We start from the raw sequence: 21,264 nt of genomic DNA, 5'->3' as shown, positions 1-21,264 counted from the left end.
ATACTAAATAATCTATTTTCATCGTCTTCTAAACAAGAAGATATTTCAATACCCAAATAACCTGAAATTGCGTTGATAAAACCATATTTATTAGATTTGTAAGTAGTAGATTCAAAATTTATTGTCCGTCGTGGACAAGTTTCTATTTGATTACTCATGATTACATCTATAAATTCCTCGATACAGTATTTACCTAACTGTTTTTTGCTTTTCTGGAGAAACAAAAGAATAGCTCCACCTTCTATTTCATACTGCTCTTTTAGTGATTGAGCAATTTTTCTTGATTCAGAAAAGTCTATTTTTTGAAAGCTCTTTTCTAAATTCAAATGGCGTGTATCTGGATTAGAACTATTTTTATCTAATTCTGATAGTTTACTATATAGTTCTTGAATTTCTTTCAAAAGTCTTTCTGCTTTTCTAGAAAGTTTTAATTCAACATCTCCAGTCATGGCTTCATCTAAATCAGCCTCTACTTTGGCAAGTTCTTCTCCCTTGGCTGCTATACGTCTTTTATAAAACTCACTGCTTGAATTTGAAGATGGTTCTTCTTGAGAGGTTTCTGGAGAATTATTGATTTTTGTTGATTTCTCTTGAACAGCTTGATTTAAAAAACTCCAAGTTTCAACTAACACGGTTGTAGGCATCATAAATGCCGCTTTCACACCCTCTCGCTTTTTCTCTGCGGCTACAGCCATACCCACAACTCCCTGTAATGATTCATCCCAAATAGGTGAACCACTAAAACCAGGTTCAATCTGATATCCAGGAACTTTAATGGCTTCTATCTGTATCCAACGAGTAGCTTGGACATCACGCAGTTCACCATCAGCCCAGACACCAGTATCATGTCCTTGGGGAAAGCCAAAGATACGGAATTTATGTTGCCAATAATCTGATGTGGTGACAAGGTGTACAGGACTCACACCTGTTGGTAAAGTCTCTTCTATCTGCAATCCCGCAATATCTTCCTTACTCTGTCCTGGGTTCACAGGTTGCCAAAATACAACCTTGGCTTTTACTTTTTGTCCAGGTGCAATTAGAGGAAAATCAACCTCTATGATTTCAGTTGGAGGGTCTTGTGTATTGGTGGCAATACCCAAAGCTGCTGTAACCACATGAGCGCAGGTAAGAAAATGGTACTGAGTCACTAAAAAACCAGCACCAACAACTTTACCGTGTTTATTATAAATGCGAGCGATCGCACTTTTAAAGATTTGTTCGTTATTTTCAGTTGACATAAAACCTAGAAATCCTAGTCCTTCCTCCACTTCACCGTAATCTCAAAATTAACTTCCCCACCCACAGAAGTTATAATAGCTCCAGCATCAGCACTGAGTTTGATGCCAAACTTAACTTCCATTTCATTCGGTCCCAAGTCTTTAAATTTGTTAGTAATGCTGGCAACTACGGGCTTAATATTATCTATAGCTTCTGAAAATGTTTTCTGTGCTTTTGCAATTTCTCGCCCAGATGGTAAAGCGACTCTCTCAGTAGCAAGAGATGTATCTTCTGATTCCTCAATTTCGACTAGGAATTTACCGCCATTTTCTAGCTCAAATTCAACTAATTGTTTTTCTGCCATATCCATATATATATCATGTTAAATAGACTATGCAATGTCAAATATACAACACTGTCTGCATATTTAAAAAGTAAAAAACTGCACTAGCAATATTTTATAAATTAGTGTATTATAAATTACATACCAACTTTTTAGGGATAGCTCCAGGATAATTACACTTTGCTTACTGGAGTCTCATACTCACTTACTAACCCAACCAAGGGTGATTTTTGCTGCTTGCTAGATTGCTCTTCATGTTTACATTTCTTTACAAAATTAGCAAAAAAATCCATTCACCACTTTCTCTAGATAAGCTGATTTAAAGTACAAACAGACCCAAACTGCAACATTAATTGCAATTTTGAGTATGTTTTTTCATTCATTTAGGAGAAAAATAATTACTCTTATATGGGCAATTCTACATTCGACACATCCAATTCAAATTCCCAATATTATCAGTTTGTTACTAAGCAGGTAGCGTCTCAATTAACTGGTTTGTCGGGTGACACATTGAAGAGATATAGACTTCAGAAAAAATTGCAGAAGGATATCCATTGGATTACCCTTAATTCAAGAGTTGTCAGATATAATATTACTCTTGTTTTAGATTGGGTACAAAACCACATTAGTGATCCTCAAGCCCACTTGAGAGCAATTGATAATTATTTAGTTAGTTTACCTTCTAGTCAGCCAAAAAGAAAGCGAAATCGTGATTAGAAGAGGTAATTTAGACTAGACACAATTTTGTTTATCCGAATAATACAGATAATAAATTCGGATAAGTCAAAAGCAAATTGTTCACCATATCATATCAAACAGGAAGTAAAACAATACTTGCTAGTCAAGTAATGTTTTGTTACCTATGTTCATTGCACAAAAAAAAGCCATTAGTTAGCAACTATTGTTGCACCACTTATGGCTCTGATTATCATAAAAATTCACCATGATTATATCAAATAACGACGATTTTGACAACAACGTTGTCTCTAATTCACCTATCTCATCATCCAATGAAGAGTGTAATACCCTATCACCACAACATTTAGAAGAATGGGTGAAGGGAAGTGGCGTTTCGGAAAAAATTACTCGTCTCAATGTTAAAACCTTGAAAAATAGGGAAGAAATAGCAAAGTATTTAGATTGGCCAAAATACCCTCATTCACCTGGTTGGTGGTGTAGCGGAATCAATCCTAGAAATGGATCACCAATGGGAAAGATGCACGGACAATTTAAGCCAAATAAGCCTTTCAAATTTACAAACTCAAATAAACCAGCTAAGTATCTTTCCTCTAAAGCTCAATATGATGCTATCTGTTTGAATACAGGAAATCCACGCTATTGGTTAGAAATTATTCAAAATATTTCTATACCAATTTTCATAACTGAAGGATGTAAAAAAGCAGGAGCAGGACTAACATATCAATACCCCACATTGGCATTATTAGGGGTAGAAATGGGTTTGGATGAAGGCAAGTTAGTCAGTAATTTAGCAATATTTGCTCAACGAGGAAGAGTTATATACATCTGTTTTGATTCAGATATTGTTCGCAAAAGTTCTGTTAAAAAAGCCCTACTTAGGTTGGGTAAAGTCTTACGTGAGCAAGGATGTAATGTTTATATAGTCATTTGGGAAGAATCTAGGGGTAAGGGAATGGATGATTTTTTAGTTGCTAATGGTAAGGCAGAATTTGAAGTTGCAATTGCAGCAGCACAAGACATTCATGAATTTGAAAACCAAGCCCTCAATGATCAAACTAATAAAATTCAGAAAAATAAATTGCTAGAACAATCATCAATAGCAGAAATTATTGCTCCTAAATGCACGACGTTAAAGTTTGATTCACAAATTAGTCAATGGATGAAATATGAAGATGGCTATTGGAGTATAGCCAGTAAGGAAAAAATACTCCAAGTGATTATCAAAGAAATAAAAGCACTGTATCCCGATTTAGGATTTAATTCCAGCTATCCAGAAGGAGTAATAAATTTGTTAAAAATTGAGTTATTGTGTCATAAATGGAATGAACCACCTAAACATTTACTTCCCTTCAAAAATGGTGTGTTAGATTTAAAAACTCACCAAATTATTCCTCACTCACCAGATTATTGCTTTTTGAACATTATTGATAGAGAACATGATATCAATGCTAAAGATTGGAGTGTTATTCAGGAATGGATGAATTTTGTATTTGAAGATAATGATCACCAAAAATACTTACTTTTGTGCTGGTATGCAGCAGTATTAAGGGGTATGTGGCCACTTCACAGGTTTGCCTTAATTATTGGTTTAGGAGGAACTGGTAAATCTACAGCGATGAAATTAGCTACAGAATTAGTCGGTAAAAGGTTTTGTTATAGTTTAACTCTCTCTTCTTTGAACAATAATCAATTTCAAACAGGAAAGATTTATGATAAAAGATTAGTTTGTATCAATGATGCTGATCCTTATCGAAGCAACATAGAAAAATTCAAAAATATCACTGGAGGAGATGAACTTAGTATTGAGGAAAAATACAAAACTTCTTTCACAGCGATATACAAAGGAATGGTAATGATAACTGCCAATCAACTTGTTTTTACTGCGGATGATTCAGGATTAGAGAGACGGATGATTCTTTTTAAATTCAATCGGGTAGTGCCAAAAACCGATACTGATTTTTTAGCAAAACTTTGTACACAGATATCTGGCTTCACTAATTATCTACTGACTATTTCTGAAGAAGAAATTACTCATACCCTAATTAACAAGGTTGATGAAAGTGGAGTCAGAGAGCAAAATGAAGTGGAATTTTTACTACAAATAAATTCTGTTGCTGATTGGTTGAATAGTAATTATGTCTATGATCCAAATAATCAGATTTATATTGGTGCAGACAAAAACAAAATTGAACAACTCTATGGTGATTATTGGCGGTATTGCCAGATGACATCATCTAAATGCTATAGTCACAAGGATTTCAGCCCAGAAATTATCCGTCTAGGACGGGGGAAACTGGAAAAGGTTAAAACTAGCAGTGGTTTTGTAATTCGGGGACTCAAACAGGATAATTCCGGGGGATTCATCGAATCCATCATCTATCAATCTCATTCCAAATAAACTTTTCCTTCTCACTCTGCACACCCTTCACTTCCTGCATTTTAGTGTTCAAAAACCTGATTGCGTAAGGGATTGAAGGATGCAGAGTATTTTGTAGGGTATGCAGGGTGATGCAGGGAGGAAAAACCCATACTGCATTATCCCATAAATTAGTTAGAGCAAGGCTTTCAGCTATAATTGATTACTGCTATGCAGGGTGTGCAGGGTGAAAATGAAAAAGTTTTAGTTTTCAAATTTACCTCTAAGTTTCTAAAGTAGTCTTGATCAAGTTTAGAGAACTGACTACAGCATCTACACATAAATTCCAGGCAACTCTTGGTGTTGGTGGGATTTTTGATTCTCCCATTAACTGAAAAACAGGTTCTAATTCAGTGTTACCAATGTGTGCCGATCCTATACGAAGTTCATTTAAGCCAACAAGAGGAGCAGTTATTTTTCGGGCTTGATTTTCATCTAAACCTTTAACTATCAAAATTCTTTCCAAGAGCTTAATCTGCCTTAATTGCTTGTCTACTTTTCCTCCTAAAGTAGTTAAAGCACTGCGGAGAGAATCAATTTGCATGGTTTCAATAACCCATTCATAAAGAATTTTGGCTAGTTTCAAAACCTCATCATATTCATTGGTAATGGGACCTATGCTCAACCTACATAGGTCTTGCTTGCTTGGTTTTATAGGGTTGAACATATCAACAGAAAATTGGTTGTGGAAAACAATACTAACTTGAGAGCATACATCCTCAACTAACTCGGTGACTCCTGGTGAATGAGGTGGATTCTGTTGCATTCTGGTTTCAAACATCTCTTCACAAATTTCACCACTGGGTAATGAAGAAAATGATGCCCAATAGGCTTGTTCAGAAAAATCTAGATCCGCTATATCTGGAGCAAAAGCATTAACGAGTCCTTGTGAATTTATTCCTACATCAATTCTGCCTCTATTGCCAGGTAAGGAGGCTTCTCCCCAATTTCGCATATGAAAGAAAACACTGTATCCAGAACCCTGTAAATATTTTTGTAAAACATCTGGGCGGAAGTATAAATACCCATAATTTCCAATGCCAATAACCCTGGACATTTTTTTGCAGAATTTAAAGTAAATCTCATACCTAAAGAACCTCTTAATTGGTTAGAGATATCTTGCAATCAAGCAATTTCAATTTTGTTAGTTCACTATAATCCATTGCTATATGTATCAGAAAACCTGCATCAAGATTCTGTTAAGTATAGTGAATTGGAACAATTTCAAGATGATAATAGTGTTTTAAGTCAGAAATACAAATGGCAAATAGTTACCTTTGAAAATGAAATGAAACAATTAGGAAACCACTTTAACCAAGATGTACTGAATAAAGCAAATGAGGCTGACGTAATTGTTTGTTGCTATGGAGAGTTTATGGAATCTCCATACCGTGAAAAACACATCTTTCAAGGCACAAGTCGAGGTAAAGTTTTTATTGCACCATTAAAAGATTATTTTCAGTGCCAAGCTTCCAGCAGCTACTAAATATTTATAGGACTTACGCAAGTGTCACACCAAAAATCTGTTGTAGGGTGCGTCAGACTGCATAAATCCTGCAAATAAACAGATTGTTGATATTTGACGCACCCTACCAATGTGCCAGTTGCGTAAGTCCTGATTTAGTGGAACATATAGCAATCCTATTTGAGTTTTGAACTTATCTGTGGAGGAAAGTAACAGGAAATAGAAAGTCTCCATAAATCATTTAGGATTGCTATAGTAATTTCACAGGTATTATTAATCTAATAAAGCTCTTTCAACTTCATTCTCAGTCACTTCTATTAAATCGTTTTCATTGACTCGCTCAGTTCTATGACTTAGTTCAACTATTCCACCTACACCAACTAATAGTTTAAGAGTTAAATGCCTTCACGATACCTATCTAATAGTTTTTCTTCTTGATCACGAGTGCGATAATAGGGTTTCAATCTCTCATCTTTACCTGTGGCAGAAATAACTATTTCACTGGCTTCTGGAGGTAGATGTTTATCTAATTCTGCTTTATACAATAAACAACATTCCTGGTCATAGGTAACAACCATGCCTTTAAAGCCATTGGGGACAACTTTTGTTTGATAATGTTGGGCAATATCAGCACATATTTTAGTAATTCGATCTGGAACTTTCACCAGCACTGCCATTTTAGAAACGGCTTTGGCTAGGGTTTCTCGATCTAAATCTGATAACCCTCCTGTTAATTCTGCATAGTCTTGATCGATGGCATCTTTATCAATATGTAGTTTTACTAATCGGGGTTCAAAATGCAGAGGCAGTGTAGCCCCGTCGCGGATAGATTCTTCAAAACCGTAACGGCTCATATAACCACGTTCATCTTCTTCTGCACCAAACGCATAGAAGGTGTTTCTATCTCTTTGGTTGATAGGTGTGCCTGTAAGGCCAAACAGGAAAGCCTCTGGTAATGCTGCCCTCATTTTTATTCCCAAATCCCCTTCTTGGGTGCGGTGGGCTTCGTCTACTAGGACAATAATATTTTCACGGGAATTGAGAACTCCTTCTGCTTCCCCAAATCTAAAAATAGTAGTAATAATAATTTTGCGGGTGTCCTGTTTGAGGAGTTTTTCTAATTCTGCACAGGTTTCTGCTTTGACTAAATTGGGAATATCGGAAGCGTGAAAGGTGGAGCTAATTTGAGCATCTAAATCAAGGCGATCTACTACTATGATAACTGTAGGGTTTCGTAGTTGCGATCGCAGTCGCATTTTTTGAGCCGCAAATACCATTAACAGTGATTTACCTGAGCCTTGGAAATGCCAAATTAAGCCTTTTTTGGGGCTACCTGCCAGCACACGGTTAACAATGAGGTTGACGGCTTCATATTGTTGATAGCGACAAATAATTTTGATGCGGCGTTTTTTCTGATCAGTAGCAAATAAGGTGAAGTGATTCAGGATATCAATAATAATGGCAGGACTAAGTAGGGAAGCGATCGCATCTTTGAGGGATGCAAGGCTGGTAGGGGATGTGTCTTCATCTAGTCGCCAAGGTTCCCACATTTTTACGGGCATTCTGATAGAACCATAGCGTAGTTCTTTGCCTTCTGTGGCGACGCTGAAGACGTTACAGGCAAACAATTCGGGGACGTTTTTTTCATAATCGTCATGTACCTGTAATGCTCCATCTACCCAGCTTACAGCTTTTCGCACGGGGGTTTTAGCTTCTATCAGGATAAGGGGAAAACCATTAACTAACAGCACTAAATCGGCTCGGCGTTCTTCTGTCCCAGCGCGGTAGGTGTATTGGGTGGTGAGGATATATTGATTATTTTCTATGTTGTCAAAGTCTATGAGGCGGACTGTTGTGTGTTCGTGGTTATGGCCAAAGGGCATAGTGCGATCGCCCCGTAACCAGATGGTAAACTCTTCGTTAGCCCGGATGAGTCCATCACTGCGGACTGATAGCACTATTGCCCGTAAGCGGTAGAGGACTTCTTCTGCTAGGTTAGGGTTGGCGGTGATTTCTGGGTTGAGGCGAATTAAGGCATCACGGACAAAGGTTTCAACGAAGACTTCTTGAGGTTGACGGGGGATATTTTGTGAGGGGAGGTAGTTCCAACCAACACCGTTAATTTTTCTGTTTTTGCGAGATAAGCCAGATTGAGGTGGTGCGGTTTGGGTAATTTTACCGCAAAGGATATCACGGATAAAGGCTTCGATGGTGTTAGCTTCATTGAACATTGAATTACTACCTCTTGTTTTTTGTGATTAATTCTCGTAAATAGTTGAAAATAGCTCGTGTTTTATCTATCCTCTTGGACACAGAAGATAAAGTATGTTCTAATTGCTCTAATTTTTCAACAGCTACTTCTTGTATGGAAAGTGAAGGTAGTGGTATTTGAAGCTCTCGCTGTCGTTGGATTCCAATATATGCTCTTGTAGACTGTCGGCTATATGATGCAAGCTGCCTTTGAAAAAAAGAAGACCGAAAAACAAGATATAGGTACTTTGGTAAAAGTCGTTCTTTTTTTTGAATACGATAGTAGGTAACTTGCGGTGTTAGCATTACAAACTCAGTTTTTATTCCATTTAATATTGCAGTTTCTCCTACAGTTCCTTTATGCGTAAGTAAAACATCTTCTGCTTTTGCAAAACCAATTCTTAGTGATAACGCAAGCTCTTTCGATATATATTTACAATCATTAAAGTTAATCTTTCCATCCACAATATCAGAAGCCATCAAAAAAGGAATGCCAATTTCCACAAAATCTTTACCTTTAGGATGCTTTTCACCATGATTACCGTCTTGTGGAGGAGCAATAATTTCTTCATCAATTAATTGTTGTATTTTGATAATTTTTGCTAAATGCTCATTAATTTGGAAGTCAATATATGACCGCAATAGAATTTTTGTATAATTATGTAATTGGCACAATTTTTCCAAAGTTTCTAATGCAGGTATTAATACATCTACTAAATGTTTCTGTTCCTCTGGAGGTGGCAAAGTAAACTCAAATTTAGCCAAACTTGTCCAATTTGTTCTTGGTGAAAGTGAACCGGCAGAAGTCCCTACAGCATATTCAAAAAACCGATCTGTTTGACAAATAAATGGTAAAAGTTCAGGAAGTAAAACTTCTGGATTAGCACTTTCAAATACATAAATATCACCAGAGCAAACCCCCTCAAAATCAGCCACAGCAACTTTTCGCTGATAGGCTCGACGCTTACCAAATAAAACCTGTCCAGGCTTAAATTTGCTAGTAAAAGTAATTCCCTCAGCTACCAGTCCCCAGCGCCGAATCCGTAAATCATCAGGATCAATATGCTCAAGTCCCACATATCGCTCAATACTTTCTATTTCTGATTTAGTAGCACGGTCTTTACTGAGGTGTACCACATCCCCAAACTTTACTAACTTCCACCCTGGTTTTAACGTATCAGCTTGTATCATCTTGAACTTATTCTACCCCTTGAAAACAAAAACTCCCCTTCAAACCATTCATCGAAGAATAATCTATTAGATGATCATATTGCAACCGACCCACTACGATAGCCGGATGAATACTGATACGTTCTGCAAAATCAACAACATCAGTTTCAAATCGAATTTGTGCTAATTCTTCCTCATATTCAGGTGGGATCAAAAATTCCCGTGACCATTTATCAGCTTCCTGTTCTAGTTCAGATTTCAAACTTTTCCGACTATTCCATTCATCTAAAAAAATATTTTCCTTGTTATGTAATAGGATGTGTGCTGCTTCATGGAAGAAATTGAACCAAAAGCGATCATTGCTTTTACCGTAAAGTGAAAGTTGAATTAGTGCCTTATGGGGATTTAACCACCGCGCTACACCACTAACGTGCGCTCCTTTAATTGATGGTACTAAAACCAACACAACCCCAGATTCTCGGCATAATTGTTGCATCCGTGGTTCAAATTCTGTTGGTGGTAACACCGTCAAAGTGCGAATTTCCTGCACCGCTTTTTCAAACTTTGATTTACTGTATTTAGGACAATCTAGTTTTTCTGCTTCTATTTCCCCCAACCGCAACCATGCAGAAATAGCACCAACATCACTTTGTTCTTCACGGGTGCGACGAAAAGAAACTTCTAGACTTCCGTAGCATTTCTGCCAATCTTCCGGTGAAGCAACACCAAAAAAATGTAATAAATTTTTTACCACTCCTGGTTTATTCTTAGCAATTAAAACGCACTTGGGAATTTTACCTTGGTTCATCAATTCTCTGACTGGTAACTGATCTAACCAAAATGTCCACCCCTGTAAGCGGCTTTCTTCTTCTTTCTTAGCTAAAGCAGCGCGATATTGGGCTTCATATCTGAGCCAAAATGCGGCTGTACTTCCTAAAACTCGTTCTAGCTTTAGGGCTGTTTCTTCATTGAGAGATGCTTTGCCGTTAATTAGTAAACTGATATGTTTGGTAGTGTAGCCTAAACGCTCTGCTAACTGCGCTTGTGTCCAATCACGCTCTTCTAAAAATTCAGCGATCGCATCACCAGGGGAAGATACCCAATCGGGAGTAAAGGGTCGGGTGGTCTTAGTCATGGTAATCTCCAATGAAAACAATACAAACAGCAGTAACTTTTGACCAATCAATACTTCCATCCTCAGTCAAGGGGATGGGGTCGTTATCAGGCTTAAATACAAGTCGTTTACCACCTTCTAGATTTACTGCAAATTCACCTACCCGATCTCCTTTTAAGGGATGGGGATGGCCTATAACTAATTCTGTGACACAACTAGCAACACCAATCATCATCAACTGGGTTCTCAATTTCTTGGTACAGTTTGCACCCAATTTTCTTTGCGCTAGTTTTTCCTGCTCGCATAGTTTTTGCAGTTTGCTGTCAGCGAAGGTGATTTCCATTTGCTAGTGGTCTAATACAAGTTTACCATTTTGGTAAAGAAATTTGTTATATTCCAGAGAAGATATCATATCAATTAATGTAATCCTTTACCGTTTCGGTAAAGAAATTTGTTATATCCATGAAAAGGCTGATATCAAAGAATACTTTACCATATTGGTAAATAGTTTTTTATGTCTCCAAAGAATCCAGCATATCAACTAAAGCATCCATTTCTAGCCAAAAAGCTCTACTGCCTTGTTCCCAATTATCCCAAACTTCAGCTAGTGTCTTTACTTCCTCTGTTTGGCTATTAGCTGTTTTTCGCCGCACATACAACGGAATAGATAAACTGTAATCTTGGGTAGCGATTTCCTCTAATGTCGCAATTTTAGCAAAACCAGGATCATCAATGTAACTTTGATAAGTGCTGAGAATACGTAACTGATGCTCCGGTTTGAGGATACTTTGTGCCTGAACACGGGCTACTTCATGGACTGCATCAATAAATAAAATCCGTCCTTGTCGTTCTGGGGGCTTACTGCTACGGCAAACAATAATACAAGCTTCCATTGGAGAGTTGTAAAACAGATTTGCACCCAAACCTAAAACACATTCCACCAAATCAGACTTAACTAAATTTTCGCGCATTTCGGCTTCTTCCTTGCGGAACAATACCCCATGCGGAAAGAGAATTGCACAGCGTCCCGTTTTTGGATCTAGACTTTTGAGAATGTGCTGAAAAAATGTATAGTCAGCCCTTCCTTGAGGTGGTGTCCCTAAAAAATTACGCTGCCAAGGATCACTTTGAAAGGCTTCCCGCTTCCACTGTTTAATAGAGTAGGGGGGATTAGCCAAAACTACATCAAAAGTTTGTAGTTGATCATCTTCTATAAAAGCAGGATTTTCTAAAGTATCACCGCGCATGATTTGGTAATCATCTACTCCGTGTAAAACCAAATTCATGCGGGCAATAGAAGCAGTCATGTGGTTGCGTTCTTGTCCATAAAGCTTGAGAGTGCGATGTTCTCCACCAGTACGCTTGACTTCAGTTAATGCGGAAATTAACATTCCTCCAGTGCCGCAGGTAGGATCATAAATGCGATCGCCCGATTTCGGTGCAAGCATCTGTACCATTAAATAAACAACGGTACGATTTGTGTAAAATTCCTGGGCTGTATGTCCACTGTCATCAGCAAATTGTTTAATCAGATATTCATAAGCGTTCCCTAGTTCATCTTCAGGAACATTAGCTAGAGAAAGCACCACAGTGGAAAAATGCTCTAGTAAGTTCTTAATAACAGAATCAGGTAAACGTTCTTTATTTGTCCAGGGTGCATCACCAAAAATCCCATCTAACCTTCCAGGATTAGCGGTTTCAATAGCCCGCATGGCAGTTTGTAAATTCTTCCCAACATCCTTGGCAACAATGCGGACATCTTTCCAGTGAGCGCCATCAGGAATTATAAAGCGATCGTTAGCAGTTTCACGGGCATAATTAATATCATCTGTATCAGCCAGGGCTTTAGCAAATTCTTCATCCCAAACATCAGATAGCCGTTTGTAAAATAATAACGGAAAGACATATTGTTTATAGTCACCTGCATCAACTAATCCCCTGAGAATAATGGCTGCACCCCACAGATAACTCTCTACAGCCTGTTGTGTAATTTGTGTACTCACTCCAGCCATCCCCCTTCTAACATTACCTGATGCAAATTTTCCTCAGCTTCCCGGCATTTTACCAAAGCATCTTTAAAGGATGCGATTGCATCTTCCAGAGGAGGAATATCTGCCCCGATAGGTGGTAAAACATAACGTGATATATTCAGCGTCCATCCTTCCTTTTCAATTTCCTCCAAAGAAACCACCCGCGCTCGATCTTCTACATCTGTAAATTCTTGATACCAGCGCAGAATTTCCGCAGCGTATTCTGGTTCTAAAAAGTTTTGAGCGCGTCCTTTCCGAAATACTGCTGAAGCATCAACAATTAACAATTTACCTGCTTTTTCTTGAGCTTTACGTTGACGAAGTATCAGTATACAAGCTGCTAACCCAGTACCATAAAACAAGTTTGGAGCTAGTCCAATTACCGCCTCAATCATGTCCATTTCTAGCAGGGTTTGTCTAATTTTTCCTTCCACCCCACCCCGAAATAAAGCACCTTGAGGTAACACAACTGCCATCCGTCCATGTGGTTTAGCCATAGACTTGATCATGTGTTGCACCCAAGCAAAATCACCACTACTATCCGTAGGCAAACCCGCAAAAGCACGTCCCCAAGGATCTGCTTCCCAAACTTCCCGTCCCCATTTTTCTAAGGAGAAGGGAGGATTAGCAATTACCACATCAAATTCAGCTAAACTATGGGTATCAGGATTAGTAAAGAAAGGGGTACGCAGAGTATCACCACGTTCAATCACAAAATCTTCAACTTCGTGTAAAAATAAATTCATGCGGGCAGTGGAAGCTGTAGTTAAATTCTTTTCTTGCCCGTGTAACTTGCCAAAAAATGTTCTTGCATCTCCGCCTTTATTACGGACATGAGCAACAGCAGCCAGTAACATTCCCTTCAAAGTGATAAAATGAGGATATTTTAAAACCATAATCGCCTATTTTTTTATTAAAAAACAAGAAAAATTATGACTAATTTAGAAGATTTCATACTAGACGAAACTATTATGGGAATAATTGATCAAAATGGTTTATCGCAAGAAGTTTCTTTAAGACAAAGCCTAGAAATTCTCCGTAAACAAGAATTGTCCAAAGATAATCGCCTGTTTTTGTGTCTTATATCAGATAGACCTCCTAATTATCTAGAACTATATCACGAAGATAATTTGACAAAACTTCCAGGATTAACTATCAAACAAATCGCTAGAAATTGTGTTGATACCTTTTTAGAAAAAAAAGGATCTTCTCGTGCTTTGAAGGCTATATTCAACAAATATGGACTCAACAAAATAAGTTATAAGAGAAACAGCAGAGACAGTTTATTACATTGGACACCTACTGGTTTTAATCTTTGGCTAACCAATCATGTTCTATGCGGACATACTGCTTATCTTAAGCGAATTACTATTGGTAAAGGTAAAAGGAAACTAAATAAGCCAGAAGATTGGATGATAATTCGTGATACTCATCCAGAAAATAGGCTCATTACCGATGAAGAATTAGCAGAGATTCAAGAAATTCTCAAATTTAACTCTAAGACTGGACATTTTAACTTTAATCAAGACTTAGATAATCCTATTTGTTATCGGCCTTATGCTTATCAAACAGGATTAGTTTTTTGTGCTGAATGTGGATCAAAGTGTATTACTAAAAGTGCTACCCGTAGAACAGGAGGAAAATACTACTATTTCGCCTGTAGGTATGCAGGTATGGGTTGCTCAAATAAAAAATCTGCCCGTAAACAGAATATTGAAGATGCTCTGATTAATACGTTAGTACAACGTTCCCATGTTCTTGCTAGTGAATCCGACACAATACCTAATTTAAGCCAGGAGAAGTCAGAAAATTTAAAAGCTCTGGAATCTCGTTTGGAAGCTTTGGAGCAAATTCCTGGTTTTGATCCGGACTTAGAAAAGGTAAAAGATAAAACTCGTAAACAAATTGCTGAAGAAATAAATCCTTTTATATCTGATGTAATTGCACAGAAAACCACGGAAGAAATTATTATTGCTGGCAATAATTTAGCAATCTGGTACACACTATCTCCCGATGATAAAGTAAAAATTTATCATCAGATTGTCCAGCGCATACTTATCCGTAATGGACAAGTAGAAGCAGTGATTTTGAAAATATAGAAACAAGAAGGTGATTTTATGAATACTGAAGAGCAATTTTTATTAAATAAGATCCGGTGTGAAGTAGCAATGCAAGAAACATTAAAATCATGGCATTCAAAACCAATGACTTCTGAAATAGAATGTCCAAGATGTAAATCTAACCAGATTAGTAAACATGGATCTTTTCAAGGGGTACAAAAATATATCTGTAAGAAATGTAAGAGAACTTTTCTAGAAAGACCAATATTTATTTGTGATTGTTCAATTCCTGGTGAACTATTAAAGTGCCAGAGATGTCCTCAGTTTAAAGATTTCTTGGAGATTATCAGAGACAGGATCAATAGTTTAGCTACTCTAAGTCTATTAGAGTTGCAAAGACTACGAGATAGTCACGAATTGCGATCGCATCCTCTAGGTTTTTTGTTGGTAACTTGGCAATGTGGTTACGATACTTTCGGTAGTCTACAGCATAAGTAGATTGACTTACTTGAGGTTTTTTGAATTCTGTGTAACGTTCCCACAGTTCACCTAAGTCATGTTTTGGAATAACAGATGGGGTAATTGGGGTAACGGTTGTTAGAGATGCAGCAGGCTTGTATTTAGCCAAACTCGCATCAAACTCACCATAATCAATATCACGTTGGATCGTATCAGATAAAACAGATGCTCGTTGTCTACCTAGTGGCGTATCGTCATAACCAGTAGAAAAGTAAAATCGTTTGGTTTTAATTTCCCCTGTTGCGGTAACTATAGGATGAGAAAAAACCAACTGAAGCCTGCCATTAGATTTTTTAACCTGGACAGACCCTTTGGAAGCTTTACCTTCGGAGTTTTGAGAATACATTATTTTTTATTGGGGTAGAAACCTTTACTTTACTTTTACCCCAATTTTACCCCAATAGTTATCCCAAACTAGCCGAATTTACCCCAAACTTACCCCAAAAAATTTGGGACGAGTATTAAACCCGTCCCATAATTTATTGCCTGAAACCTTGAAATGCTTGGTTTTGGCTGATTTTTCTCAAAGGCGACACCCGGATTTGAACCGGGGGATGGAGGTTTTGCAGACCTCTGCCTTACCACTTGGCTATGTCGCCGCACTCACAATTACTAATAGTAGCACCATTTTTGTGAATTTGCACTATCTGGGAGAATTTTTTTTTGAAGATTGATGTTTTTCACAGACTGGACAGACGCAAAGCCTGTCCTTGGGTGGCGATTAGGGATTTAATTTCACTTCTTCGGCAAAATTCGCCCAGCGCACAAAGTAAAATGGACCAGCAACAGACCCCCAGATATGCTCATCGGTGTCAGGATTTCGCCCTCTGTCGCGGCTGATGAACTGTTCACCATCAAGTTCAAAATCACTATCTAAATAGGTTCTTTGCCCGTCACGGATGACAATGCAGCCCTTTCCAGGCTCGACTGTGCCTTTAAACTTGGTCCCAGTCCACTCTACAATCATGTTACAACCAGAAAGCCTTTCCAAGCGATCGCCTGTCAAAGTCTGCAACCTTGGTAAATCGCGGGAAGCGCCGTAAAAATCCTTTTCTTCTTTGACAGTATAGTTTTCAATATGGATTTTATCCCCCACAGTTGTCAGATGTAATACCCGCACCCGATAAGGCTTATTCAACATATAGTCATAAGCTTGTTCGACAAACAAACTTACACCTGATAACACCCCCCAATGGAGGGGACGCATACATACACGAATATGGGCAAAAAAAGCCGGATTCTCAAAAACTTGGGCTTGATTACTGAAATCAGCCGCCATCCACCTTGCTAAAGTGGCAATATCTGGAGAATGAGTCATACCAATTTGGGATTTAGGAATAGGAATGCTATTGATTTTAAATCCTGATGACGCTCAAACTACGCATTCGGTGTTGTAGTTAACCAAATCGTCCAGACACATAGTCATGAGTCCGAGTATCTAGAGGATTACGAAAGATTTGACTAGTCTCCCCGAATTCCACCATTTGACCAATGCGACTTTCATCGGTACTAAAAAAGGCAGTAAAATCAGAAACACGAGTTGCTTGCTGCATATTATGGGTAACAATCACAATTGTGAATTCTGTTCGCAATTGGTGAATTAATTCTTCCACTTTCATTGTAGCAATTGGATCAAGGGCTGAACAGGGTTCATCCATTAGCAATACCTTGGGTTTAACAGCCAAAGCCCTAGCAATACAGAGACGTTGTTGTTGTCCACCGGAAAGACCTGTGGCAGACTGATGAAGTTTATCTTTGACTTCATCCCACAAAGCCGCACCTTTAAGGGCAGATTCGACAATTTCATCTAATACTACTTTTGGAGATTTACCAGCAATTCTCACACCATAAGCTACATTTTCATAAATGCTCATGGGAAAAGGATTGGGTTTTTGGAATACCATGCCAATTTCTCGACGCAGACGATTGATATTAATGCGAGGATCATGGATATTTTGACCAAAGAACTCTATCCGACCTTCAACTTTGACTTTTCCTTCTAATTCACTAATCCGATTAATGGTTTTAATGAATGTGGATTTACCGCAACCGCTAGGACCAATTAATGCAGTAACTTGGTTTTTATAGATATCTAATGATATCCCTTCAATAGCTTTATAGTTTCCGTAGTAAAAGCTAAGATTCTTGACTTGGATGGCAGTAGTTAAGTTACTCATGATTGACTAAAGTAGGAAAGAAAATTTTTTAGTTGACCTTATCTTTTCTTAGCAATTACGCGAGACAGCAAGCTGAAAAACAAAACTAAAGTCAGGAGAATGATGGAGGTTGTCCATACTAGTTGATTTACGGCTGGATCAGGATTGTTATAAAGGTTAAAAATCAATACTGGTAAGGAAGCAGTAGGACTTAATAAACCATCTGACCAATTTTGACTAAATAAAGCGGTAAAAAGTAGTGGTGCTGTTTCACCAGATGCACGAGCTATAGCTAGGGAAATCCCCGTAGTAATCCCTGGGATAGCCGAACTAACAATAACACGAAAAGTAGTTTGAAAGCGAGTTCCTCCTAATGCTGCGGATGCAAGACGTTGGGGAACAGGAATTAGCTTTAAAGCCTCCTCTGTTGTTAATACTATCACTGGTAGCATAATTACAGCTAGAGCAAAACCACCAGCAATGGCGCTAAATCCCTTAGTTAATAAAACAATCACACCATAGGCAAATATTCCTACAACAATGGAGGGAACACCTGTAAGAATACTAGTAATAAATCGCACATACCGCGTAAATGGGTTGGTTTGACTAAATTCTGCTAAGAAAATTCCTGTAATTACCCCGACAGGAACACTGAGTGATGCACCAATACCTACCATAAGTATAGTACCAAGAATAGCATTAGCAAACCCATTTTCAATTAATGGATGAAATAACATCTCTAGTCTGAAGCCAGAAAGCCCCCGTGACATGATTTCCCATAATATGGATAACAATGGCAACAGTGCTAAACCACTCAGACCAAAGGCAATCCCGTTCATTGAGTATGTGAATAATTGTCTATCTGTGGATAGGGGCTGACATAATGAAGCCGCAGCGGCTTGATCTGTTTCTGAATTTGTATAAGCACTCATGTTAATTTTGGATTTTGGATTTTGGATTTTGGATTGTTTTTAAGTAGGGCTTGCTGAAAAAGTTGTCTTAGGGAACACCAAAAAATAAATTACCCAATTTTGTGGGATGGGCATCCTGCCCGTTCTTGATGATTAGGGGGCAAGATGCCCGCACCACAAGAAATTTTTGGGTATTTTTTTAATTGGAAATCCCTTAAGTAGATGAACGGGAAAAAACCGTAGACCCGAATCTGCTTCTCACAAGAGTAATATGTAACCAAAAGTAAAATTTCCCTCTTGCCTCTTGCCTCTTGCCTCTTGCCTGTTCCCTGTTCCCTGTTCCCTACTTATCTATTTTTTTTGCCAACCCATTCGACTATTAATACAGCCGCAATATTTATAGCTAGTGTTAAAGCAAATAAAATTAGACCTAAATAGCCTAATGCCCCAATATGTAAGCCTGGTTCAGCTTCGGCAAATTCATTGGCTAAGACTGCGGGAATATTATATGCTGGATCTAGAAGGGATATGCTGATTTGAGCGGAGTTACCAATTAGCATTGTGACAGCCATTGTTTCGCCTAATGCCCTGCCCAGAGATAGCATTGTTGCACTGACCATCCCAGAAAATCCTGCTGGTAACAAAACTCGAAAAATTGTTTCCCAACGAGTTCCGCCTAAAGCCATAGATGAGCTACGTAACTCTTTAGGAATAACCATTAAAACATCACGAGAAATAGCTGCCATTGCGGGTAAGGTCATAATGGCGAGAACAATGCCGGCTGTTAACATATTGTTGCCGGCGGGGTCTTGTGTGTTAAATAGGGGGATAAACCCGAAGGTGCTACCTAACCATTTCTCTATGGGTGTGATGACGGGAATAAATACGAAAATGCCCCATAACCCAATAATGACGCTGGGGATAGCGGCGATTAACTCGATGACGAAAGCTATAGTGCTTTTGACTGGATTTGGTAAAAAATCTTCACTGGTGACTAGGGCTATGGATATGCCTACGGGTATAGTTAATAAAACAGCGATCGCACTACTGACTAAAGTTCCATAGATGTAGGGTAATGCCCCGAAAATCTGATTCCCTGTATCCCAATCTTGACCCCATAAAAAGCCCAGTCCAAATTTACCAATAGCTGGTTCCGCTTGCTTGAAAATCACCCAGGTCATGACAAAGAGGATGGCTACAGTAATCCCAGCGAAAAGATATACTATCCATGTAAATCCTTTATCAAACCAGAAATTAACCCCACCTGTGGATGTTAAATCAATATTGCCATCACTTAAACTTAGTGAATTATTCTGAGATTCAGATGAATTAGCCATGATCAATAAAAAGTTTATAAAATCAGGTAGATTAGATGTAAGCGCACAGCCGTCATAAACCAGCTAAAAAATGAAATGGTCAATTCAGAGGGAACAGGGAACGGGCAACGCTTCGACAAGCTCAGTGCATCGCAGGGAACAGGAAAAACTCATGTTTAAAAACATGAGATTGAAATAATGACACTGTTTTTTTTCGGGCTACGCATCTTAAAAAACATCTTTTTTTTGACTGAGTTTTAAACTGGTGCAAATGAGTGTTTCTTATCTGTTCCCTGTTCCCTGTTCCCTTCTTTTGTAAATAAAAGCAGGTTTCAATTACCTACATTTCAACATTGAAAGCTGATACATAACGGCTGACTGCTTATGTGAAAATTACTTAACGTTGCTATTTACTGTTTGTAAAACACGGTTGACAACATCACCAGGAATTTTGGTGTAGTTGAGGTCATCATTATACTGTTGACCGTCTTTGAGTACCCAGTTAATCCATTTTTTCATGGCTTCAGCTTTAGCAGGAGTGGGATACTTTTTGTAAACCATCATCCAAGTTAAACCAACAATGGGATAACCTTGTCCTGGATCGCCAATAAATACGCGGTAGTTATCAGGGAATTTCACTGTTGATAAAGCTGAGTTCGCAGCTGCTAAAGAAGGAGCAACAAATTCTCCTTTCTTATTTTGGACTTCCGCTGAATTTAGTTTGTTTTTAGTAGCGTAGTCATATTCAACATAACCAATAGATCCAGGGGTGCTTCTCACTAAAGCTGCTACTCCAGGATTACCTTTACCTTTGAGAACGTTTGGTAAATTCCATTTGGGAGCGGTATTAGCTCCAACTCTACCTTTGAAATAACCATTAATAGAACTTAAATGGTTGGTGAAAATAAATGTTGTACCACTACCATCAGCGCGAACTACAAATTTAATTGGACTATTTGGTAGATTTGCACCGGGGTTATCCCCTTTAATTTTTGGATCATTCCAGTTTTTAATTTGTCCAGAGAAAATTGCTGGTAATGTGGTACGAGATAATCTCAATTTGTTGACACCAGGTAAATTATAAACAACGGAAACGGCACCACCAGCAGTGGGTACTAAGATCACACCATTCTTAACTTTAGCGATTTCATCATCTTTCATCGCTGCATCACTACCACCAAAGTCAACTGTTCCCGCAATGGTTTGACGAATACCACCACCACTACCAATGGCTTGGTAGTTAACTTTCAATTCGGGGTGCTTCTTTCTAATTTCACGAGCATAACGTTCGTACAAAGGAGCGGGAAAGGTTGCTCCAGCACCGTTTAAAGTTTGAGCTTGAGCGATCGCACTCAGCATTGGACTCAATGCAACAGCCCCGGTTATGACTGAAGTGGCAACAACACGATTCAAAATGGTGGATAAAAAAGCCATACTGCCTCTTAAGTTTTCAGAAATACTTACTTAGGGAATTACATCCTGGTATTAATTTTGATATTAAATAGTTAAGAAAAAATTAAGAACACGGCAAAAGCTGTTTAAGTTTAATTTAAACATTTAATTTTAAGTAGTGGAGTGGGGGGAGTGGGGGGAGTGG

The 21,264-nt window shown here is 38.2% G+C and carries 19 protein-coding genes, 1 tRNA gene and 1 pseudogene; 5 read left to right on the top strand and 16 right to left on the bottom strand.

Annotated elements, in window-relative coordinates:
- Both IQ228_RS04675 and IQ228_RS04670 read right to left on the bottom strand, forming a co-directional pair.
- Nucleotides 1-1,238 (bottom strand): serine protease (locus IQ228_RS04675; protein WP_193962281.1); only part of this gene is annotated, 1,238 nt, incomplete at its 3' end.
- Nucleotides 1,239-1,252: 14 nt separating this feature from the next.
- A complete protein-coding gene (locus tag IQ228_RS04670; RefSeq protein ID WP_193962280.1) occupies nucleotides 1,253-1,582 on the bottom strand; it encodes a CU044_2847 family protein in 330 nt (109 codons plus the stop codon).
- A 387-nt stretch (nucleotides 1,583-1,969) separates the two neighbouring features.
- On the opposite strand from IQ228_RS04670, the gene IQ228_RS04665 reads away from it, so the two are divergent.
- Together IQ228_RS04665 and IQ228_RS04660 are read left to right on the top strand one after the other, a co-directional pair.
- Nucleotides 1,970-2,278 (top strand): hypothetical protein, encoded by a 309-nt coding sequence (locus IQ228_RS04665; protein WP_193962279.1) that lies wholly within the window; start codon nucleotides 1,970-1,972, stop codon nucleotides 2,276-2,278.
- 226 nt (nucleotides 2,279-2,504) lie between these two features.
- Entirely contained in the window at nucleotides 2,505-4,658 is a 2,154-nt protein-coding gene (locus IQ228_RS04660; RefSeq protein WP_193962278.1) for a phage/plasmid primase, P4 family, read from the top strand.
- A 241-nt stretch (nucleotides 4,659-4,899) separates the two neighbouring features.
- On the opposite strand, the gene IQ228_RS04655 is transcribed toward IQ228_RS04660, so the two are convergent.
- Entirely contained in the window at nucleotides 4,900-5,733 is an 834-nt protein-coding gene (locus IQ228_RS04655; RefSeq protein WP_193962277.1) for a hypothetical protein, read from the bottom strand.
- 84 nt (nucleotides 5,734-5,817) lie between these two features.
- Between IQ228_RS04655 and IQ228_RS04650 the strand changes: the two genes are divergently transcribed.
- Entirely contained in the window at nucleotides 5,818-6,162 is a 345-nt protein-coding gene (locus IQ228_RS04650; RefSeq protein WP_193962276.1) for a hypothetical protein, read from the top strand.
- Nucleotides 6,163-6,536: 374 nt separating this feature from the next.
- On the opposite strand, the gene IQ228_RS04645 is transcribed toward IQ228_RS04650, so the two are convergent.
- The 6 genes from IQ228_RS04645 to IQ228_RS04620 all read right to left on the bottom strand — a co-directional run bounded on the left by IQ228_RS04645 (nucleotide 6,537) and on the right by IQ228_RS04620 (nucleotide 13,601).
- The gene (locus IQ228_RS04645) at nucleotides 6,537-8,372 is read right to left on the bottom strand and encodes a type I restriction endonuclease subunit R (RefSeq protein WP_228043698.1); all 1,836 of its coding nucleotides are present in this window, start codon (nucleotides 8,370-8,372) and stop codon (nucleotides 6,537-6,539) included.
- Between the two features lie 7 nt (nucleotides 8,373-8,379).
- Nucleotides 8,380-9,582, bottom strand: coding sequence for a restriction endonuclease subunit S (locus tag IQ228_RS04640; RefSeq protein ID WP_193962275.1), 1,203 nt, complete (start codon nucleotides 9,580-9,582; stop codon nucleotides 8,380-8,382).
- 7 nt (nucleotides 9,583-9,589) lie between these two features.
- Nucleotides 9,590-10,696 carry a HigA family addiction module antitoxin gene (locus IQ228_RS04635; RefSeq protein WP_193962274.1) on the bottom strand — a complete coding sequence of 369 codons (1,107 nt, stop codon included), beginning with the start codon at nucleotides 10,694-10,696 and terminating at the stop codon, nucleotides 9,590-9,592.
- Nucleotides 10,689-11,018, bottom strand: coding sequence for a type II toxin-antitoxin system RelE/ParE family toxin (locus tag IQ228_RS04630; protein WP_193962273.1), 330 nt, complete (start codon nucleotides 11,016-11,018; stop codon nucleotides 10,689-10,691). The genes IQ228_RS04635 and IQ228_RS04630 overlap by 8 nt, the downstream gene beginning before the upstream one ends.
- A gap of 169 nt (nucleotides 11,019-11,187) precedes the next feature.
- Nucleotides 11,188-12,687: a class I SAM-dependent DNA methyltransferase gene (locus tag IQ228_RS04625; RefSeq protein WP_193962272.1), complete on the bottom strand. Its 1,500-nt coding sequence runs from the start codon at nucleotides 12,685-12,687 to the stop codon at nucleotides 11,188-11,190.
- Nucleotides 12,675-13,601, bottom strand: coding sequence for an N-6 DNA methylase (locus IQ228_RS04620; protein ID WP_228043697.1), 927 nt, complete (start codon nucleotides 13,599-13,601; stop codon nucleotides 12,675-12,677). Before IQ228_RS04620 ends, IQ228_RS04625 begins: the two co-directional genes overlap by 13 nt.
- 36 nt (nucleotides 13,602-13,637) lie before the next feature.
- Between IQ228_RS04620 and IQ228_RS04615 the strand changes: the two genes are divergently transcribed.
- Complete coding sequence (locus tag IQ228_RS04615) at nucleotides 13,638-14,804, top strand: recombinase family protein (RefSeq protein WP_193962271.1); 1,167 nt, start codon at nucleotides 13,638-13,640, stop codon at nucleotides 14,802-14,804.
- Nucleotides 14,805-14,822: 18 nt separating this feature from the next.
- A pseudogene (locus IQ228_RS27330) lies at nucleotides 14,823-14,996 on the top strand (hypothetical protein); the annotation flags it as partial.
- A gap of 139 nt (nucleotides 14,997-15,135) precedes the next feature.
- Here the strand turns inward: IQ228_RS27330 and IQ228_RS04605 are convergent.
- The 7 genes from IQ228_RS04605 to pstS all read right to left on the bottom strand — a co-directional run bounded on the left by IQ228_RS04605 (nucleotide 15,136) and on the right by pstS (nucleotide 21,101).
- Nucleotides 15,136-15,630: an Arm DNA-binding domain-containing protein gene (locus IQ228_RS04605; RefSeq protein ID WP_193962270.1), complete on the bottom strand. Its 495-nt coding sequence runs from the start codon at nucleotides 15,628-15,630 to the stop codon at nucleotides 15,136-15,138.
- Nucleotides 15,631-15,811: 181 nt separating this feature from the next.
- A tRNA-Cys gene (locus IQ228_RS04600) sits at nucleotides 15,812-15,883 on the bottom strand.
- A 122-nt stretch (nucleotides 15,884-16,005) separates the two neighbouring features.
- Nucleotides 16,006-16,602 carry a chromophore lyase CpcT/CpeT gene (locus IQ228_RS04595; RefSeq protein ID WP_027402490.1) on the bottom strand — a complete coding sequence of 199 codons (597 nt, stop codon included), beginning with the start codon at nucleotides 16,600-16,602 and terminating at the stop codon, nucleotides 16,006-16,008.
- Between the two features lie 79 nt (nucleotides 16,603-16,681).
- On the bottom strand, nucleotides 16,682-17,461 hold the full coding sequence (pstB, locus tag IQ228_RS04590) for a phosphate ABC transporter ATP-binding protein PstB (protein ID WP_027402489.1): 780 nt from the start codon (nucleotides 17,459-17,461) through the stop codon (nucleotides 16,682-16,684).
- 38 nt (nucleotides 17,462-17,499) lie between these two features.
- Nucleotides 17,500-18,372, bottom strand: coding sequence for a phosphate ABC transporter permease PstA (gene pstA, locus IQ228_RS04585; RefSeq protein WP_193962269.1), 873 nt, complete (start codon nucleotides 18,370-18,372; stop codon nucleotides 17,500-17,502).
- Between the two features lie 326 nt (nucleotides 18,373-18,698).
- Complete coding sequence (pstC, locus tag IQ228_RS04580) at nucleotides 18,699-19,688, bottom strand: phosphate ABC transporter permease subunit PstC (protein WP_027402487.1); 990 nt, start codon at nucleotides 19,686-19,688, stop codon at nucleotides 18,699-18,701.
- Nucleotides 19,689-20,060: 372 nt separating this feature from the next.
- Nucleotides 20,061-21,101: a phosphate ABC transporter substrate-binding protein PstS gene (gene pstS, locus IQ228_RS04575; protein WP_193962268.1), complete on the bottom strand. Its 1,041-nt coding sequence runs from the start codon at nucleotides 21,099-21,101 to the stop codon at nucleotides 20,061-20,063.
- Nucleotides 21,102-21,264 lie beyond the last annotated feature (163 nt).

Source organism: Dolichospermum sp. LEGE 00246, assembly GCF_015207865.1.
Classification (GTDB): Bacteria; Cyanobacteriota; Cyanobacteriia; order Cyanobacteriales; family Nostocaceae; genus Dolichospermum; species Dolichospermum heterosporum.
The sequence above is the reverse complement of the archived record's forward strand: the minus strand, read 5'-3'. Positions and strand labels throughout refer to the sequence as shown.

Excerpts from the sequence above, each read along its gene's own strand:
- IQ228_RS04605 (WP_193962270.1), bottom strand. The coding sequence starts at position 15,630 with ATGTATTCTCAAAACTCCGAAGGTAAAGCTTCCAAAGGGTCTGTCCAG.
- IQ228_RS04670 (WP_193962280.1), bottom strand. The coding sequence starts at position 1,582 with ATGGCAGAAAAACAATTAGTTGAATTTGAGCTAGAAAATGGCGGTAAA.
- IQ228_RS04630 (WP_193962273.1), bottom strand. The coding sequence starts at position 11,018 with ATGGAAATCACCTTCGCTGACAGCAAACTGCAAAAACTATGCGAGCAG.
- IQ228_RS04635 (WP_193962274.1), bottom strand. The coding sequence starts at position 10,696 with ATGACTAAGACCACCCGACCCTTTACTCCCGATTGGGTATCTTCCCCT.
- IQ228_RS04655 (WP_193962277.1), bottom strand. The coding sequence starts at position 5,733 with ATGTCCAGGGTTATTGGCATTGGAAATTATGGGTATTTATACTTCCGC.
- IQ228_RS04660 (WP_193962278.1), top strand. The coding sequence starts at position 2,505 with ATGATTATATCAAATAACGACGATTTTGACAACAACGTTGTCTCTAAT.
- IQ228_RS04640 (WP_193962275.1), bottom strand. The coding sequence starts at position 9,582 with ATGATACAAGCTGATACGTTAAAACCAGGGTGGAAGTTAGTAAAGTTT.
- pstB (WP_027402489.1), bottom strand. The coding sequence starts at position 17,461 with ATGAGTAACTTAACTACTGCCATCCAAGTCAAGAATCTTAGCTTTTAC.
- IQ228_RS04625 (WP_193962272.1), bottom strand. The coding sequence starts at position 12,687 with ATGGCTGGAGTGAGTACACAAATTACACAACAGGCTGTAGAGAGTTAT.
- pstC (WP_027402487.1), bottom strand. The coding sequence starts at position 19,688 with ATGGCTAATTCATCTGAATCTCAGAATAATTCACTAAGTTTAAGTGAT.
- IQ228_RS04615 (WP_193962271.1), top strand. The coding sequence starts at position 13,638 with ATGACTAATTTAGAAGATTTCATACTAGACGAAACTATTATGGGAATA.
- IQ228_RS04665 (WP_193962279.1), top strand. The coding sequence starts at position 1,970 with ATGGGCAATTCTACATTCGACACATCCAATTCAAATTCCCAATATTAT.
- IQ228_RS04645 (WP_228043698.1), bottom strand. The coding sequence starts at position 8,372 with ATGTTCAATGAAGCTAACACCATCGAAGCCTTTATCCGTGATATCCTT.
- IQ228_RS04620 (WP_228043697.1), bottom strand. The coding sequence starts at position 13,601 with ATGGTTTTAAAATATCCTCATTTTATCACTTTGAAGGGAATGTTACTG.
- pstA (WP_193962269.1), bottom strand. The coding sequence starts at position 18,372 with ATGAGTGCTTATACAAATTCAGAAACAGATCAAGCCGCTGCGGCTTCA.
- pstS (WP_193962268.1), bottom strand. The coding sequence starts at position 21,101 with ATGGCTTTTTTATCCACCATTTTGAATCGTGTTGTTGCCACTTCAGTC.
- IQ228_RS04595 (WP_027402490.1), bottom strand. The coding sequence starts at position 16,602 with ATGACTCATTCTCCAGATATTGCCACTTTAGCAAGGTGGATGGCGGCT.